Annotated in this window: 15 protein-coding genes and 2 tRNA genes; 11 read left to right on the top strand and 6 right to left on the bottom strand. The window is 68.0% G+C overall.

Annotation, left to right across the window (positions count from 1 at the left end; translation table 11 throughout):
* The first annotated feature begins 53 nt into the window (after nt 1-53).
* The gene (locus ACH46_RS08115) at nt 54-683 is read left to right on the top strand and encodes a mycothiol-dependent nitroreductase Rv2466c family protein (RefSeq protein ID WP_062395143.1); all 630 of its coding nucleotides are present in this window, start codon (nt 54-56) and stop codon (nt 681-683) included.
* 43 nt (nt 684-726) lie between these two features.
* Here ACH46_RS08115 and ACH46_RS08120 read toward each other — a convergent pair whose 3' ends face one another.
* Entirely contained in the window at nt 727-1740 is a 1014-nt protein-coding gene (locus ACH46_RS08120; protein ID WP_226995804.1) for a M48 family metallopeptidase, read from the bottom strand.
* A 37-nt stretch (nt 1741-1777) separates the two neighbouring features.
* Here ACH46_RS08120 and ACH46_RS08125 point away from each other — a divergent pair, with 37 nt between their 5' ends.
* The 3 genes from ACH46_RS08125 (at nt 1778) to ACH46_RS08135 (ending at nt 4098) form a co-directional block, all read left to right on the top strand.
* On the top strand, nt 1778-2254 hold the full coding sequence (locus tag ACH46_RS08125; protein ID WP_062392458.1) for a ribose-5-phosphate isomerase: 477 nt from the start codon (nt 1778-1780) through the stop codon (nt 2252-2254).
* A gap of 6 nt (nt 2255-2260) precedes the next feature.
* Entirely contained in the window at nt 2261-3079 is an 819-nt protein-coding gene (locus tag ACH46_RS08130; protein WP_062392459.1) for an Fpg/Nei family DNA glycosylase, read from the top strand.
* Nucleotides 3080-3204: 125 nt separating this feature from the next.
* Nucleotides 3205-4098 (top strand): PE-PPE domain-containing protein, encoded by an 894-nt coding sequence (locus ACH46_RS08135; protein ID WP_062392460.1) that lies wholly within the window; start codon nt 3205-3207, stop codon nt 4096-4098.
* A 131-nt stretch (nt 4099-4229) separates the two neighbouring features.
* Here ACH46_RS08135 and ACH46_RS08140 read toward each other — a convergent pair whose 3' ends face one another.
* Nucleotides 4230-4925, bottom strand: a complete 696-nt coding sequence (locus ACH46_RS08140; RefSeq protein WP_062392461.1) for a L,D-transpeptidase — start codon at nt 4923-4925, stop codon at nt 4230-4232.
* Nucleotides 4926-5201: 276 nt separating this feature from the next.
* Between ACH46_RS08140 and ACH46_RS08145 the strand changes: the two genes are divergently transcribed.
* Nucleotides 5202-5891 carry an adenosylcobinamide amidohydrolase gene (locus ACH46_RS08145; protein ID WP_062392462.1) on the top strand — a complete coding sequence of 230 codons (690 nt, stop codon included), beginning with the start codon at nt 5202-5204 and terminating at the stop codon, nt 5889-5891.
* Between the two features lie 21 nt (nt 5892-5912).
* Here ACH46_RS08145 and ACH46_RS08150 read toward each other — a convergent pair whose 3' ends face one another.
* Both ACH46_RS08150 and ACH46_RS08155 read right to left on the bottom strand, forming a co-directional pair.
* A complete protein-coding gene (locus tag ACH46_RS08150) occupies nt 5913-6341 on the bottom strand; it encodes an HIT family protein (protein WP_062392463.1) in 429 nt (142 codons plus the stop codon).
* Nucleotides 6342-6437: 96 nt separating this feature from the next.
* Nucleotides 6438-6508 (bottom strand) — tRNA-Gly (locus tag ACH46_RS08155).
* A gap of 156 nt (nt 6509-6664) precedes the next feature.
* On the opposite strand from ACH46_RS08155, the gene ACH46_RS08160 reads away from it, so the two are divergent.
* From ACH46_RS08160 to clpX, 5 genes are all read left to right on the top strand, one after another.
* Nucleotides 6665-6738, top strand: a tRNA-Pro gene (locus ACH46_RS08160).
* 85 nt (nt 6739-6823) lie between these two features.
* Complete coding sequence (tig, locus tag ACH46_RS08165) at nt 6824-8194, top strand: trigger factor (RefSeq protein WP_062392464.1); 1371 nt, start codon at nt 6824-6826, stop codon at nt 8192-8194.
* Between the two features lie 233 nt (nt 8195-8427).
* Nucleotides 8428-9039, top strand: a complete 612-nt coding sequence (locus ACH46_RS08170; protein ID WP_062392465.1) for an ATP-dependent Clp protease proteolytic subunit — start codon at nt 8428-8430, stop codon at nt 9037-9039.
* Nucleotides 9040-9080: 41 nt separating this feature from the next.
* Complete coding sequence (locus ACH46_RS08175) at nt 9081-9764, top strand: ATP-dependent Clp protease proteolytic subunit (protein WP_062392466.1); 684 nt, start codon at nt 9081-9083, stop codon at nt 9762-9764.
* 166 nt (nt 9765-9930) lie between these two features.
* Entirely contained in the window at nt 9931-11217 is a 1287-nt protein-coding gene (gene clpX / locus ACH46_RS08180) for an ATP-dependent Clp protease ATP-binding subunit ClpX (RefSeq protein ID WP_062392467.1), read from the top strand.
* A gap of 102 nt (nt 11218-11319) precedes the next feature.
* Here the strand turns inward: clpX and ACH46_RS08185 are convergent, their stop codons facing one another.
* Nucleotides 11320-12231 (bottom strand): hypothetical protein, encoded by a 912-nt coding sequence (locus ACH46_RS08185; protein WP_062392468.1) that lies wholly within the window; start codon nt 12229-12231, stop codon nt 11320-11322.
* On the opposite strand from ACH46_RS08185, the gene ACH46_RS08190 reads away from it, so the two are divergent.
* Nucleotides 12230-12745, top strand: a complete 516-nt coding sequence (locus ACH46_RS08190) for an SDR family NAD(P)-dependent oxidoreductase (protein ID WP_226995806.1) — start codon at nt 12230-12232, stop codon at nt 12743-12745. The genes ACH46_RS08185 and ACH46_RS08190 overlap by 2 nt on opposite strands.
* Nucleotides 12746-12752: 7 nt before the next feature.
* Here the strand turns inward: ACH46_RS08190 and ACH46_RS08195 are convergent, their stop codons facing one another.
* Nucleotides 12753-14429, bottom strand: coding sequence for a hypothetical protein (locus ACH46_RS08195; RefSeq protein ID WP_157851025.1), 1677 nt, complete (start codon nt 14427-14429; stop codon nt 12753-12755).
* Between the last annotated feature and the right edge of the window lie 53 nt (nt 14430-14482).

The raw sequence follows: 14482 nt of genomic DNA on the forward strand, positions 1-14482 counted from the left end.
ACACGGCGGCACTCACCGGACCGCGGTCCGTGGATTCGGGTTGAATGGACGGCATGGCTGACAACACCGCTTCCTCGGAATCTCTTGATCGCGTCGACTTCTGGTTCGACCCCCTGTGCCCGTGGTGCTGGATCACCTCGCGCTGGATCCTGGAGGCCGAGAAGGTCCGACCCATCGACGTGAACTTCCACATCATGAGCCTCGCCGTCCTCAACGAGGGCAAGGACGTTCCGCAGGGCTACCGCGACTTCCTGGATCAGGCCTGGCTGCCGGTCCGTGTGCTCGCCGCCGCGGCGGCCAGGCACGGCGACGAGGTGCTCCCGCGCCTGTACACCGAGCTCGGCACCCGATTCCACAACGAGAACACGAAGGACTACGCCGTCGCGATCCCGGCCGCACTGGAGGCCGCCGGTCTGGAGGCAGACCTGTACGAGGCCGGCGAGTCCACCAAGTTCGACGACGCCATCCGCACGAGCCACCACGAGGGCATGGACAAGGTCGGCGACGACGTCGGCACACCCACCATCCACGTCAACGGCTCGGCCTTCTTCGGGCCCGTCCTCTCCCGGATCCCGCGTGGCGAGGACGCCGGCCGCGTGTGGGACGGCGCCGTCGCCCTCGCGTCGTACCCGCACTTCTTCGAGCTGAAGCGAAGCCGTCACGAGGATCCCGAGTTCGACTGACCTCGGACCGACCGGCCTGTCCGCTCTGTACGGTCCGGGCCGATCAGTACTGCCCGGTCTGCTCCAGCCGGTTGGGGAGCGAACCGGGCGGCAGGTCGGTCGGCGCGGCGGGCGGCGGCACCGGCGTCACGCCGCCGCTGCCGATCCCACGCACGAAGTGCCGGGGCCGCAACAGGATCGAGCCCGCGCGCGTGCGATCGCGCAGGGCCGAGGCCCGCCAGGTGAGCACCGGGTGTGACGACAGCGCGTTGGCGACGGTGACGAAGAAGCCCTTCTCGTGCGTCGCGCGGTCGGCGAACTGATCGAAATCCACCCCGCCCAGGAGGTACTTGCCGCCGGCGAGGAGCCCGATCATGGAGTGCGCGCCGTCGGGCCGCGTGTAGTACCCGTAGTTGTCAGCCGTGTACTCCTGGGCGCGGGAGAGCAGCGAACCCAGGAACGGCACGCTCATGATCACGGTGCTGAACAGTTGCCGCCAGTAGGAGACGTGACCTGCGGCGATGTGCCCCACCTCGTGGCCGATCACGAACTCGAGGGCCTCGGGGCTGCGGGCACGACCGCCGACCTCGAACAGGTCGGAGTAGATCACCACGTACCGGCGGAACCCGTGCCCGGAGGCGAAGGCGTTGATGGTGCCGTTGCCGTTCACCACGTAGGCGTCGGGCACGTACTCCATGCCGTAGCGCGCGGCGGCTTCGACGACCATCCGGTAGCCCTCGGGGAACTGGGTGGGGGACATCTGGATTCCGTTGACGCGCTGGGACGCGTAATTCAGGCCGCGCGCCAGGAACACGACCAGCGGGAGCATCAGCGCCAGGAGCATCCAGTCGGACACCAGGCCGCGCGCCACCAGCAGGATCGCCGCCGCATAGGCGATCGCGGCCATCAGCACCCCGATCACCAGAACCGGGATCTCCCACGGATGTCGCTTGGGCGTGCCCGCGTACAGGGCGGGCTGCCGCCACACGGCATTGGGGCCGGGAAGGTCGGCGGGCGGCTCGACGATGCGGGGGTCGTCGACGCCGGGGACTGAGGGAATGGGTCCGTGGGTATCCACGTCCACCAATCTACTGGCCTCCCTTTAGACTGACGCCATGCGCATTTATCTCGGTGCCGACCACGCCGGTTTCGAACTCAAGAATCAGATCGCCGACCACCTGACCGCGGGCGGCCACGAAGTCGTCGACTGCGGCGCCCACGAATACGACGCTCTCGACGACTACCCGGCCTTCTGCATCGCGGCCGCGCAGCGCACCGTCGCCGACCCGGGCAGCCTGGGCATCGTGCTCGGCGGCAGCGGCAACGGCGAGCAGATCGCCGCGAACAAGGTCCCCGGCGCCCGGTGCGCCCTCGCGTGGAGCGTGGAGACCGCACAGCTGGCGCGCCAGCACAACAACGCCCAGCTCATCGGCATCGGCGGCCGCATGCACTCGAAGGAGGAGGCGCTCGCCATCGTCGACGCCTTCCTCGCGACCGAGTGGTCCGACGAGGCGCGCCACCAGCGTCGCATCGACATCCTCGCCGAGTACGAGCGCACCGGCGAGGCTCCCGCTCTGCCCGACGCCCAGTAGGTCGTCGTGCCCGAAGGGCATGCGCTGCACCGGCTCGCCCGGCGACAGCAGCGTCTCCTCGGTGGGCAACGTCTTCACGTCTCCAGTCCCCAGGGCCGCTTCGCACACGAGGCGGCCCTGCTGGACGGCATGGTCTTCCGGACTGCGGAGGCGTGGGGCAAGCACTTGATCCACCGCTGGGACGACGGCGGCCGCGGCACGGCTGCGGTGCACCGCATCGTGCACGTCCATCTCGGCATCTACGGCACCTTCCGCGAGGAGCCGCTGCCGATGCCGGAGCCGACCGGTCAGGTCCGCATGCGGCTGATCGGTCCCGAACTCGGCATCGACCTCCGCGGTCCCAACGCGTGCGAGATCTACAGCCCGGACCAGCTCGACGCCCTCGTCGCGCGGCTGGGTCCCGACCCGCTCCGCAAGGACGCCGACCCGGAGATCGCCTGGCGGGCGATCCACAAGTCCAGGCGCGCCATCGGCTCGCTCCTGATGGATCAGAAGATCATCGCGGGCATCGGCAACATCTACCGTGCGGAGGTCCTCTTCCGCGTAGGCGTCGACCCGTACCGGCCGGGCACCGGCGTCACCCGCGACGAGTTCGACGCCGTCTGGGCCGACCTGCTGCACCTGATGCCGATCGGGGTGCGCCGCGGCCACATCCATGTGGTCCGTCCCGAAGACGACCACGGCGCCCCGGCGTACTCCTCCGACCGCCCGCGAACCTACGTGTACCGGCGGGCGGGCGAACCGTGCCGCCTGTGCGGCACCGCCGTGCTGTGGGCGGAGATGGAGGGACGCAACCTGTTCTGGTGCCCCTCCTGCCAGTCGTAGACCGGCACCCGTGGCCCCTGCACCCGTAGACCCGGCATCGGGCGCGGACACGTTCGCAGGGACTCATCAGGAAACCCTCAGACGGACGCAACGCGCCTCCCAGCCTCGCCCGGCATGCTTCAGACATGAAGCACACGCAGCAGACCGCACGTGCGAGTTTCATCGTCCTGGCCGTCGGCGGCACGGGGGAGTCGTACGACGGCGACCCCCGCACTGAGGTCACCGGCCTGCTCGCAGCGGTCACCGACCGCCTCGACGAGCGTTTCGAGGCCCGCTGGGTGGGCTACCCGGCAAGTTACGGACCCGCGCCGCAGCACGACGGCATCAGTTACGTCCAGAGCGTCGCCGCAGGCGTCCGCGCGCTGGCGGCCGCGATCCGCGAAGCCGACCGACCGGTGATGCTCATCGGCTACTCCCAGGGCGCCGCCGTCATCCGCACCTTTCTGGCCCACCCGGCCGCCTTCGCGCTGCTGTCGAAGATCGCGGCGGTCGGATTCGTCGCCGACCCGAACCAACCGCGCGGCGTCGTGGACGGATGCGCGGGATGGGGAGTGGCCGGCGAGGGCGGAGAGCTTCCGGACGGACTGCCCGCGTACTGGGTCGGCGCGCCGTCGGACATGATCTGCAATGCCAGCGACGACTCGCTGATCCGCGACATCGCCGACCTCACCGACTCGCTGTCGCTGACGCAGATGCGACGGTGGGCGGCGGACGCGACGGCGCGCATCATGAGCCGGCGCATGCAGAACGCCGAGGCGACCGGGTTCGCACCCGCCCAGTGGCGCCGGGACCTGCACCGCATGCGGATCGCGATCCGTGAGGTGCGCGGCTATCTTCCACGGCAGATCGCGGTCGGTGCGTGGCAGGTGGCGAATCCGATCGGCGGCAGCCACGTCTCCTATGCGACGCAACCGTACCGGCGCGCCCCGCTGACCGATCCCGGTGTCACCGGATGCGAGACCCTGGCGCACTGGCTCCAGCTGCACGCGACGATGGGAGGGTGTTTGCAGCATCAGTGAGACCGCACCCCACGGTCTGTCGAGTGCCGACTGTGAGCGCAGCGAGATGACAGACAGCGAGAACCGGGCTCCTCCGATCGGATCGGAGAAGCCCGGTTCTCGTGATTGCTCAGGTGCGAGCGGCGTCGTTCCTAGTCGCCGGTGTACGCGCCACCGACGGTGCCGCGGACGACGATCGGGGTGCCGCGGCCGATGGTGTCGTACACCCACTTGCCGTTGGCGGTGCTGACGTTGATGCAGCCGTGGCTGGCGTTGGAGACACCCTGCTGGGCGACCGACCAGGGGGCGGCGTGGATGAAGATGCCGTCCCACGACATGCGGGTCGCGTACTCGACGTAGGTGCGGTAGCCCTCAGGCGAGTCGACCGGGACACCGTACGTGGAGCTGTCCATGTACATGTCGCGGTACTTCTCCTTGGTGTGGTACACACCGTTCGGAGTCGGATGCTTATTGGTGCCCATCGAGATCGGCATCTGCTTGACGAACTTGTGGTCCTTCCACCAGTAGATCTGGTGGTCACCGTCGACAGCGAGCGCGACCCAACCGGTCGGCGACTTCACGTTCGGCTCGGCCGGGATGCCCGGCTTCTCCGGAGTCGTGACCTTGGGCTGCTGCTTCTTCTGCTTGGGCGGCGTGGTCGGCGCCGGGACTCCCGGAATGTTCGGAAGCTCAGGGACCTCGATACCGGGCAGGCCCGGAATGATGGTCACAGGCTGCGCGTTCGCCACTGCCGGTGCCCCCATCGCCAGCGCCGCGGCGCTGGTCGCCACAGCAATGACTCGAGCGACGCGGCTGATCCGGCGGCTCGAAGACTTGGTGGAAAACACTTCGTCTCTACCTTCGTTATGTGGTCAGAAATGAGCATCACCCCCGTGAATGCTCGACCTGTATCGTTACACAACTGTTGTATGTGCGCCAACATTTCGCGGCTCGCCCGAACCTGTGTGCCAGATGAAAGACCAGGTCAAGTCGGTGACGACATTCACATGCGACATTGCTGATGTTTCCCGTGTGGTGGCGCGGCTCGGGTGTGTTTCGTGCCGACTTCTCCGATTCGTCCCGGCGGAGTCCTCGATCGATCGGATGACTACAGTGAGCGCTCTATGACCATCGACCTGCATCTCCATCGGTTTCGCGGCGCGAGCGGCAGCGACCTGACCACCACGGTGTGGGAGATCGGGGAGGGGCGTCGCGCGGTGTCGTCGGCGATGCTGGGCGGCGGCATCGGCCCGGTCGCATGGGTCGTCAACGCGCAGGTTCCCGGCGATTACGCGCGCATGGATCCGGTGGCGCACCTGCGGGAGATGGCCGACGACCTCGGGCTCGTCGGACGCGGCGTCGGAATGCTCACGGCCGCCGCGGTGTCGCGGACCGTCACCTCCGCGGACGGCGGTGTCACCGCTTCGGCGACCGTCGGCCTGCGCGTCCCGACGTGGGCGGCGGCCCCGGTGACGAGCGTCGATCCCGAGCTGACGCCCGTCGTGCCCGCGCCGATGACGCCCGGCACCATCAACATCACCGTCGACCTGCCGGTCGCCCTCACCGACGCGGCCCTGGTGAACGCGGTGATGACGGTGACCGAGGCCAAGACGCAGGCGCTGATCGAAGCGGGATACGCCGCGACCGGCACGGCGTCGGACGCTGTCGTCGTCGTGGTGCCGGTCGACGGGACGCAAGAGGTCTTCGCCGGCCCGCGGTCCGTGTGGGGAGGCGCCATGGCCCGGGCCGTGCACGCCGCAGTCCTCGCCGGCGCGCACGACTACGCCCGGCGCCTGCGCGACGGCGGCCTGTAGTCGACGCTAGGCCGTGTCGGCCTAGGCCAGCGCGTCGGACAGGCGCTTCGCGACCGCGACGATCGTGTCCTTGTCGCCGGGGACGTCGGGCTGCCACGGCAGCACCAGCTTGTCCTTGCCCTTGTCCCGGTAGCGCGGGATCACGTGCAGGTGGAAGTGGAAGACCGTCTGCCAGGCGTCGGCACCGCAGCAGTTCAGGAGGTTGACGCCGTCGGCGCCGAGTTCTCCGACCACCTGGCGGGCGATCTTCTGGGCGGTCGCGGTGACGGCGGCGAGGTCCTCGGTGGGGATCTCCAGGAGGTCCTTGCTGTGGCGCTTCGGGATCACAAGCAGGTGCCCTTCGGAGGCGGGGTTGATGTCCATGAAGGCGTACGTCGCCTCGTCCTCGTAGACCTTCGCGCTCGGGATGGCGCCGTTGATGATTCCGCAGAAGATGCACTGATCGCTCATACGTCGACCCTATCGCTGCTCGCTCCGGGCGGAGCACGTACTCCAGAACGAGGTCAGGGCCCTTTCCCCGACTGGGAAAAGGGCCCTGACCTGCGGAGCGGGTGACGGGAATCGAACCCGCGTAGCTAGTTTGGAAGACTAGGGCTCTACCATTGAGCTACACCCGCGTTGCGGACGCGGTCGCAGGATTCCTGCGGCGTCGTGCGCCCGACGAACATTACCGAGCGACGGGCCGATTGACAAAACCGGAGCCGGGTTCGTCGGCGGGCGTGCGCAGCCCGTACTATGTGCCTTTGGCCGCGCCGGTGATCCGACGCGGTCACCGGGATGTGGCGCAGCTTGGTAGCGCATCCGCTTTGGGAGCGGAGGGTCGCAGGTTCAAATCCTGTCATCCCGACGACGTGTCGCGGCCGGTCGGCTGAGCCGGCGAGCGGCGAGAACAACGTGCTGACAGCAAGTACCGACTAAGGAGTACCAACACCGTGAAGAGCACCGTCGAGCAGCTGAGCCCGACCCGAGTCAAGCTGAATGTCGAGATCGCGTTCGAGGATCTCTCCGGTGACTTCGACCGCGCCTACAAGGCGCTGGCCCAGCAGATCCGGATCCCGGGCTTCCGCCCCGGCAAGGCCCCGGCCAAGCTGATCGAGGCCCGCGTCGGTCGCCAGGCCGTCCTGGAGCAGGTCGTCAACGACGCCCTCCCCGCCAAGTACACCGAGGTCGTCACCGAGGCTGACATCAAGGCCATCAGCCAGCCCGAGATCGACCTGGGAGAGCTCGTCTACGGCGAGCCGGTCAAGTTCACCGCCGAGGTGGACGTCCGCCCCGAGATCACCCTGCCGGAGTTCTCGACCATCGCCGTCGAGGTCGATCCGATCGAGGTCGCCGAGGCCGACGTCGAGACCGAGCTGGACAACCTCCGCGCCCGCTTCGGCACCCTGGTCGGCGCCGACCGCGGCGTCGAGAACGGCGACTTCGTGTCGCTGGACCTGACGGCCACCGTCGACGGCGAGCCTGTCGAGGACGCGTCGACCGAGGGTCTCTCGCACGAGGTCGGCAGCGACACCCTGATCGAGGGCCTCGACGAGGCCATCACCGGCGTCAAGGCCGGCGAGTCGACCACCTTCACCTCCAAGCTGGTCGCCGGCGAGCACGCGGGCAAGGACGCCGAGATCACCGCGACCGTGAAGTCGGTCAAGGTCCGCGAGCTCCCGGAGCTCGACGACGAGTTCGCCCAGATGGCGTCGGAGTTCGACACCGTCGACGAGCTGCGTGACAGCCTCCGCGAGCGCGTGTCCGAGGGCAAGAAGTACGAGCAGGCCGGCGCCATCCGCGACGCCGTCCTGGAGCAGCTGCTCGACACCGTCGAGTTCCCGCTGCCCGAGTCGGTCGTCGACGAAGAGGTCGAGTCGGTCCAGCACCAGCTGGTCCACGCCCTCGGTCACGACGACGCTCAGGTCGACCGCTTCCTCGAGGCGCAGGGCAAGACCCGCGACGAGTGGAACGAGGAGAGCAAGGTGGAGGCCGAGAAGTCGGTCCGCACCCAGCTGCTGCTCGACGCCATCGCCGACAAGGTCGAGGTCGAGGTCTCCCAGGACGAGCTGACCCAGCAGATTCTGATGCAGTCGCAGCGCTACGGCATCGCACCGCAGGAGTTCATCGCGCAGCTGCAGCAGGCCAACCAGATCGGCGCCCTGTACGCCGACGTGCGCCGCAACAAGTCGCTGGCCGAGGTCATCGGTGAGGTCACCGTCACCGACACCAACGGCGAGACCATCGACACCAAGGCGTTCTTCGGCGGTGCCGACGACGACGCCGAGGGCGACGAGGCTGAGGCCGCGGGCGACGACGCCTGATCTCCTCGCGTCACGACCAACACTTTCCGGCAGCCGGGACGAGCGATCGTCCCGGCTGCCGGTGTCTTCCGAGGACGCCGTCTCACCCGTTCTGCTGTAAGCGAATTAGGGGTGTCGACGGAACATCTCGGGGGGTGAAATTGATTAACCTCGGTGACAGCTTCTTCGGCGAGCGGAGCGCAGACGCGTCCGCCGGGCCCCGGCCCTCCGAGGAGAAACGCACCGTTAGACAGATGGGACAACCAGTGAGCACTCTGTACACGCCCTCGATGAGCTCAGGCGTCGCCGGCTTGAACCTGACCGATTCGGTCTTCGAGCGTCTGCTGCGTGAGCGGATCATCTTCCTCGGCACGCAGGTCGACGACGACATCGCGAACCGACTCTGCGCGCAGATCCTGCTGCTCGCGGCGGAAGACCCGACCAAGGACATCAACCTCTACATCAACTCGCCGGGCGGCAGTGTCACGGCGGGCATGGCGATCTTCGACACGATGCAGCTGGCACCGTGCGACGTCGCCACCTACGCGATGGGCATGGCGGCCTCGATGGGCCAGTTCCTGCTCGCCGCGGGCACCAAGGGCAAGCGCCACGCCCTCCCGCACGCGCGGATCATGATGCACCAGCCGTCGGCGGGCATCGGCGGCACCGCTGCCGACATCGCCATCCAGGCCGAGCAGTTCGCCGCCACCAAGCGCGAGATGAACCGACTCAACGCCCAGTTCACGGGACAGCCGTTGGAGAAGATCGAGCACGACGCCGACCGCGACAACTGGTTCACCGCCGAGGAGGCCAAGGAGTACGGCTTCGTCGACCACGTGGTAACCACCGCGGGCGCGCAGGCCTGACCGCATCCGACGTCCACACACCTACCGGTAACGGAGACACCATGACTAACTCGCTTCCCGCCGACGTCCGCGCGGGCATCCCGGATGCGGCACTGGCGCTGAAGAGCATCGAGGCGCGCTACATCCTCCCGCAGTTCATCGAGAACACCCCGAACGGTCAGCGGCAGTACGACCCGTACGCCAAGCTGTTCGAGGAGCGCATCGTGTTCGTCGGCACGCCGATCGACCAGACCGTCGCCAACGACGTGATGGCGCAGCTGCTGGTCCTGGAGAGCCAGGACCCCGACCGCGACATCACCATGTACATCAACTCGCCGGGCGGCAGCGTGCCGGACATGCTCGCGATCTACGACACCATGCAGTACGTGCACTGCGACGTCATGACCGTGTGCCTGGGCGAGGCCGCGTCGGCCGCCGCGATCCTTCTGGCGGGCGGTACGCCCGGCAAGCGTGCGGCACTGCCGAACGCCACCGTGCTGATCCACCAGCCGCGTACCGGCGGCGCCTACCAGGGCCAGGTCTCCGACCTCGAGATCCAGGCCGCTGAGATCGAGCGCATCCGCAAGCGCCTCGACGAGATCCTCGCGTCGCACACCGGCCAGGATCCCGAGAAGATCCGCAAGGACACCGATCGCGACAACATCCTCACCGCCGCGCAGGCGAAGGAGTACGGGATCATCGACGAGGTGTTCGAGTACCGCAAGAAGTCGGCCCGCACCAGCTAGGAGCAGGGCGTGAGGCCGACGTCGTCGACACGCCCGGGCATGGATGCCCGGTCCGACGACGTCGGCCTTCTAATCTCAGTGACTGCCGCATTTCGGCTCGTCGAAGACAGTGTGCGCGGGTACCGTCACAGGTAGTTCGCAGATAGAGGGAAGTAGGTGCGACCACATGGCGCGAATGGGAGACGGTGGTGACCTCCTGAAGTGCTCGTTCTGCGGCAAGAGCCAGAAGCAGGTCAAGAAGCTCATTGCCGGTCCGGGTGTTTACATTTGTGACGAGTGCATCGACCTCTGCAACGAGATCATCGAAGAGGAACTCGCCGAGACCAGCGATGTGAAGCTCGACGAGCTTCCCAAGCCCGCTGAGATCCGTGACTTCCTCGACAATTACGTGGTGGGACAGGACACGGCCAAGCGGACGCTCGCTGTCGCCGTCTACAACCACTACAAGCGCATCCAGGCGGGGGAGAAGAAGAGCGACAAGCGCGCGCCCGGCGGCGAGACCGTCGAGCTCGCGAAGTCGAACATCCTGATGCTCGGCCCCACCGGCTGCGGCAAGACCTACCTGGCGCAGACCCTCGCGAAGATGCTGAACGTTCCGTTCGCCATCGCCGACGCGACCGCCCTCACCGAGGCCGGCTACGTGGGCGAGGACGTCGAGAACATCCTGCTGAAGCTGATCCAGGCCGCCGACTACGACGTCAAGCGCGCCGAGACCGGCATCATCTACATCGACGAGGTCGACAAGATCGCCCGCAAGAGCGAGAACCCGTCGATCACCCGCGACGTGTCGGGCGAGGGCGTCCAGCAGGCGCTGCTGAAGATCCTGGAGGGCACGCAGGCCAGCGTTCCGCCGCAGGGCGGTCGCAAGCACCCGCACCAGGAGTTCATCCAGATCGACACGACCAACGTTCTGTTCATCGTCGCCGGTGCCTTCGCGGGCCTCGAGAAGGTCGTCGACGAGCGTATCGGCAAGCGGGGGATCGGCTTCGGCAACGACGTCCCCAGCAAGGACAAGGCCGACACCGTCGATCACTTCGCCGAGGTGATGCCCGAGGATCTGATCAAGTTCGGTCTCATCCCCGAGTTCATCGGCCGTCTGCCGATGGTCGCGTCGGTCACCAGCCTCGACAAGGACGCTCTGGTCTCCATCCTGTCGGAGCCGAAGAACGCGCTCGTCAAGCAGTACGTGCGCCTCTTCGACATGGACAACGTGGAGCTGGAGTTCACGCAGGACGCCCTGGAGGCGGTCGCCGACCAGGCGATCCACCGCGGCACCGGTGCCCGCGGCCTCCGCGCGATCATGGAGGAGGTCCTCCTCCCGGTGATGTACGACATCCCCAGCCGCGACGACGTCGCCAAGGTGGTCGTCACCGGTGAGACCGTCCGCGACAACGTCCTGCCGACCATCGTCCCGCGCGCCGAGGACGACGGCCCGAAGGAGAAGTCGGCGTAGCCGCTTTCCCTGACTGAGCGCGAAACGCCCTGGGCGTCGACGTTCGCACAGACTTGAAGTCTGAGCGTTTGTCGACGCCCAGGGCGTTTTCTGCGTGTCGGATCAGACGAGCCCGAGCCGAGCGAGCTTCCGCATCACCTTCGGGACCATCGTCCGGTCTTCGAGGTCGCGCCAGATCCAGCGCACCACGTCGTCGACGATCTCGCGGAGTGCGTCCTCGCGGAGCTTCTCCCGAACGACGACGTCTTCGACGCTCTCTCCGGGACGGATGTCCCGGCAGTACTTGCGCAGACCGTCGAACTCTCCGACGAGGCGACCATCCCAGTCGAAGTCGGGATAGGCGTTCGAGCCGTCGAGCAGGACGTAGTGGCGTTGGAGGATGGCTGCGGGCAGTCGTGCTTCGATCATCTGGGCCCGGCTCCAGGACTCGCCGGGGTTCGCGGCGAGACCGTTCGCATAGCGCAGGGCGTATCGGACCATCGCGATGCCGCGAAGGCGGTGACGTTCGGCGAGCTCGGCCAGTTCGTCGTGCGTCACGCCGAGGCGCAGAGCGCTGTCCAAGGCGGTGAGTGCGCCCGCGAAGTCGCTCGCCGCTGCGATGTCGACGGCGGTCCGAGCGATCGACGCGACCGGCAGTCCGTCGACGATGACGACTTCGTCGTCCGGGAGGCCGACGTGAACGTGTCGACACTTGGTGAGCCGACCTCCCGTGGCTCCCGGCTTCGCGAAGTGGATCAGTGAGCGAGCGGGTTTGAGGAGCTCGAGGCGGTGGACGGCCGCCGCCGACTCGTGACTCAGGGGGAGTGTTTGTCCGACGCCGGCGGCGATCGACGCGTATCTGTAGATCTCGTCGTCGACGTCGTACTTCGGCAGCAGCTCGGTGCGAATGAAGGCGCCGTCGCCAAGCGGTGTGATGACGCCCTCGCGGACCGCCGCCCGCAACTGAAGGTCCGTGTACCCGACGTCGAGGGACGCGGTTCGTCGGATGATCCCGTACTCGTCCTCTGGAAACATGCGGCCAGTAAAGCGAAGTCCAGTTTGTCTGTCACATACGTTATCCACAGTTCTGCGAAACGCCCTGGGCGTCGACGTTCGCGCAGGGTTGAAGCGTGCGCGTTCTTCGACGCTCAGAGCGTTCGCGACGTGCAGACAGTCGGTCGCGATCTGCGCGGACCTGAACGGCGACGGTGCCGCGGCGGTCGCGTCGGTGCACTCGCTGGTCGGGCGCAGCGGGCAGGCCGCCTACGTCGCGTCCAAGCACGGCGTCGTCGGCATCACGAAGGCGGCTGCCATCGAGTACGGCGGTCGCGGCATCCGAGTGAACGCGGTGTGCCCGGGTTACATCGACACCCCGCTGCTGAAGGACACCCCCGCGGAGTTCCGGGAGCAGCTCGCCGCCAAGCATCCGGTCGGTCGGCTGGGCACCTCGGAGGAGGTGACCGACGTGACGGCATTCCTCCTCGGCGACGGCGCGGGCTTCGTGACGGGTGCCGCGTACACCGTCGACGGCGGCTTCACGGCCCAGTGACCGACGGTCAGCCGCGGCCGGACCGGATGTAGTAGTAGAGCGGTTCGGCCATGTCCAGAAGGCTGCGGACCTCGTCCGTGCTGAGCCGGTTGGCGCGGCTCATCGCGAGGAGGACGAGGTCGTTGATGTTGCGGACCAGGTCGCCGAGGCCGTCGGAGTCTCCGACAGCGGCGTCGTCGACCGGATAGCGGTCTGCGAGGTCCGCGGCCGCGGCGGTCGCCCGCGTGCGCAGGATTCCGGCCGCGCCGCGCCGACCCCACCGTCGGCCGGCGTGCCGGTAGAAGCGAGCCGCCGAATCGAGCAACGCCGCCGGGCTCAGCGGCAGCGACTCCGGCTCGCCGGCGCGTCTGTCGGCGTCGTCCGCACCGAGGGCGACGGCCTTGGCGGTCAGGAACTCGGCGGTCAGGACGTCGCGGAGCGGACCGAATCCCGACGTGCGGAGAAGATCGACCGAGGACTCCCGGTACTCGGCCAGCACCACGCTCAGAGCACCCGGATTGGCGAGGAGGCCCGCGCGCTGCACCTGACGTGTGACGTCGTCGAGCCGGAGCAGCGCCCGCGTGTCCGCCTCGAACCGGTCACGGCCGTCGGTGGTCGCGGCGAAGCAGCGGAGGAGTGCGGCCTGCACGTCGTCCATGCCGTCCCCGAAGACGTCGCGATACAGCGACCCGAACTCCGGATGATCGTCGTAGGCGTGCGTCAGCTCGCACAGGAGGGCGACGATCTCGGCGAGGTCGTCGGGGCGGAGGGCGTCCTGCATGGGCTGATCGCCGATCGCGTCCGGGGTGCACAGCGCGATGAGCGCATCGGCGACGTTCCGTGCGGCACGCAGCTCGCGTCGCGGATCCTCCTCGCACAGGGCCCGGGCCCGGTCCGCGTAGAAGTCGGCGACCGCACGACGGACCGGCCACCCCAGGGCGTCGGCGAACCGGCTCTCAGTCTCCTTGACACTGCGAATCCGGCTCAACCCCGTCGCCTCGTATGCCGGATCCGACGACAACAGCGTCTCGGCGCGGGCGACGGCGGCTGTGCAGCGCAGACCCGCCATGCAGTCCAGGCGGGATTCCACGTCCACCAGATCGATGCCGTGCAGAGCCCAGTCGCGTGCCGACGCGGCACGCTTGCGGTCTTTGCGTCGACAGCGTCGCAGGAGGCGTTCGGCGAGTTCGGCCGACCAGAACAGCATGTCGGACCGATCGTCGCGGGCACGTGCGGCCCGGTACTGCCGTTCCACCGCCGCGGCGTCCAGGTGCTGACCGGCGAAGCGCATCTCCAGCCGCTCCGCATCCGCCGTCGACTGGCGCGTCGGTGCCGCCGTCGCGCCGGTCGGCCGTGCCAGGGCCGCGATCTCATCGGGAACCGGAACGTTCCGCACGGTCATCGCCTCGGCGACGGCCACCGCGAGCGCGTCGACGGTCCTGAAGTGCTTCCACATGGTGGCCTTGGGGACCGGCCCGACGCTTCCGTCGCGGCGGACGTAGCCGTCGGAGGCGGCGCAGACGGCGGTGATCGACAGATCCGCGAGAGCGGCGCCGCCCGGCTGCTGCTCGATGAGGTCGACCATGACGCGTTCCGCGGCGGCCACGACCATCGCCTCGGTGCGCTCCTCCCGCTGCCGACCGCTGCGCTGCTGATAGGAGACCGGGGAGTCGACGGCGGGGGAATTCACTGCATGAGACGGCATGAACTGAGTCTACTGCGGCGTCCATTGCTATCCACATGGTGTGGACGTGTTCA

Origin of the sequence: Gordonia phthalatica (genome assembly GCF_001305675.1) — a bacterium.
In the GTDB taxonomy this organism is placed as follows: domain Bacteria; phylum Actinomycetota; class Actinomycetes; order Mycobacteriales; family Mycobacteriaceae; genus Gordonia; species Gordonia phthalatica.

What these genes read in the sequence shown, in the direction of transcription:
- ACH46_RS08135 (WP_062392460.1), top strand. Translation starts at nt 3,205, where the DNA reads ATGAAGCACACGCAGCAGACCGCACGTGCGAGTTTCATCGTCCTGGCC.
- ACH46_RS08195 (WP_157851025.1), bottom strand. Translation starts at nt 14,429, where the DNA reads ATGCCGTCTCATGCAGTGAATTCCCCCGCCGTCGACTCCCCGGTCTCC.
- ACH46_RS08190 (WP_226995806.1), top strand. Translation starts at nt 12,230, where the DNA reads ATGCGGCCAGTAAAGCGAAGTCCAGTTTGTCTGTCACATACGTTATCC.
- ACH46_RS08170 (WP_062392465.1), top strand. Translation starts at nt 8,428, where the DNA reads ATGGGACAACCAGTGAGCACTCTGTACACGCCCTCGATGAGCTCAGGC.
- ACH46_RS08185 (WP_062392468.1), bottom strand. Translation starts at nt 12,231, where the DNA reads ATGTTTCCAGAGGACGAGTACGGGATCATCCGACGAACCGCGTCCCTC.
- ACH46_RS08125 (WP_062392458.1), top strand. Translation starts at nt 1,778, where the DNA reads ATGCGCATTTATCTCGGTGCCGACCACGCCGGTTTCGAACTCAAGAAT.
- ACH46_RS08115 (WP_062395143.1), top strand. Translation starts at nt 54, where the DNA reads ATGGCTGACAACACCGCTTCCTCGGAATCTCTTGATCGCGTCGACTTC.
- clpX (WP_062392467.1), top strand. Translation starts at nt 9,931, where the DNA reads ATGGCGCGAATGGGAGACGGTGGTGACCTCCTGAAGTGCTCGTTCTGC.
- ACH46_RS08145 (WP_062392462.1), top strand. Translation starts at nt 5,202, where the DNA reads ATGACCATCGACCTGCATCTCCATCGGTTTCGCGGCGCGAGCGGCAGC.
- ACH46_RS08150 (WP_062392463.1), bottom strand. Translation starts at nt 6,341, where the DNA reads ATGAGCGATCAGTGCATCTTCTGCGGAATCATCAACGGCGCCATCCCG.
- ACH46_RS08175 (WP_062392466.1), top strand. Translation starts at nt 9,081, where the DNA reads ATGACTAACTCGCTTCCCGCCGACGTCCGCGCGGGCATCCCGGATGCG.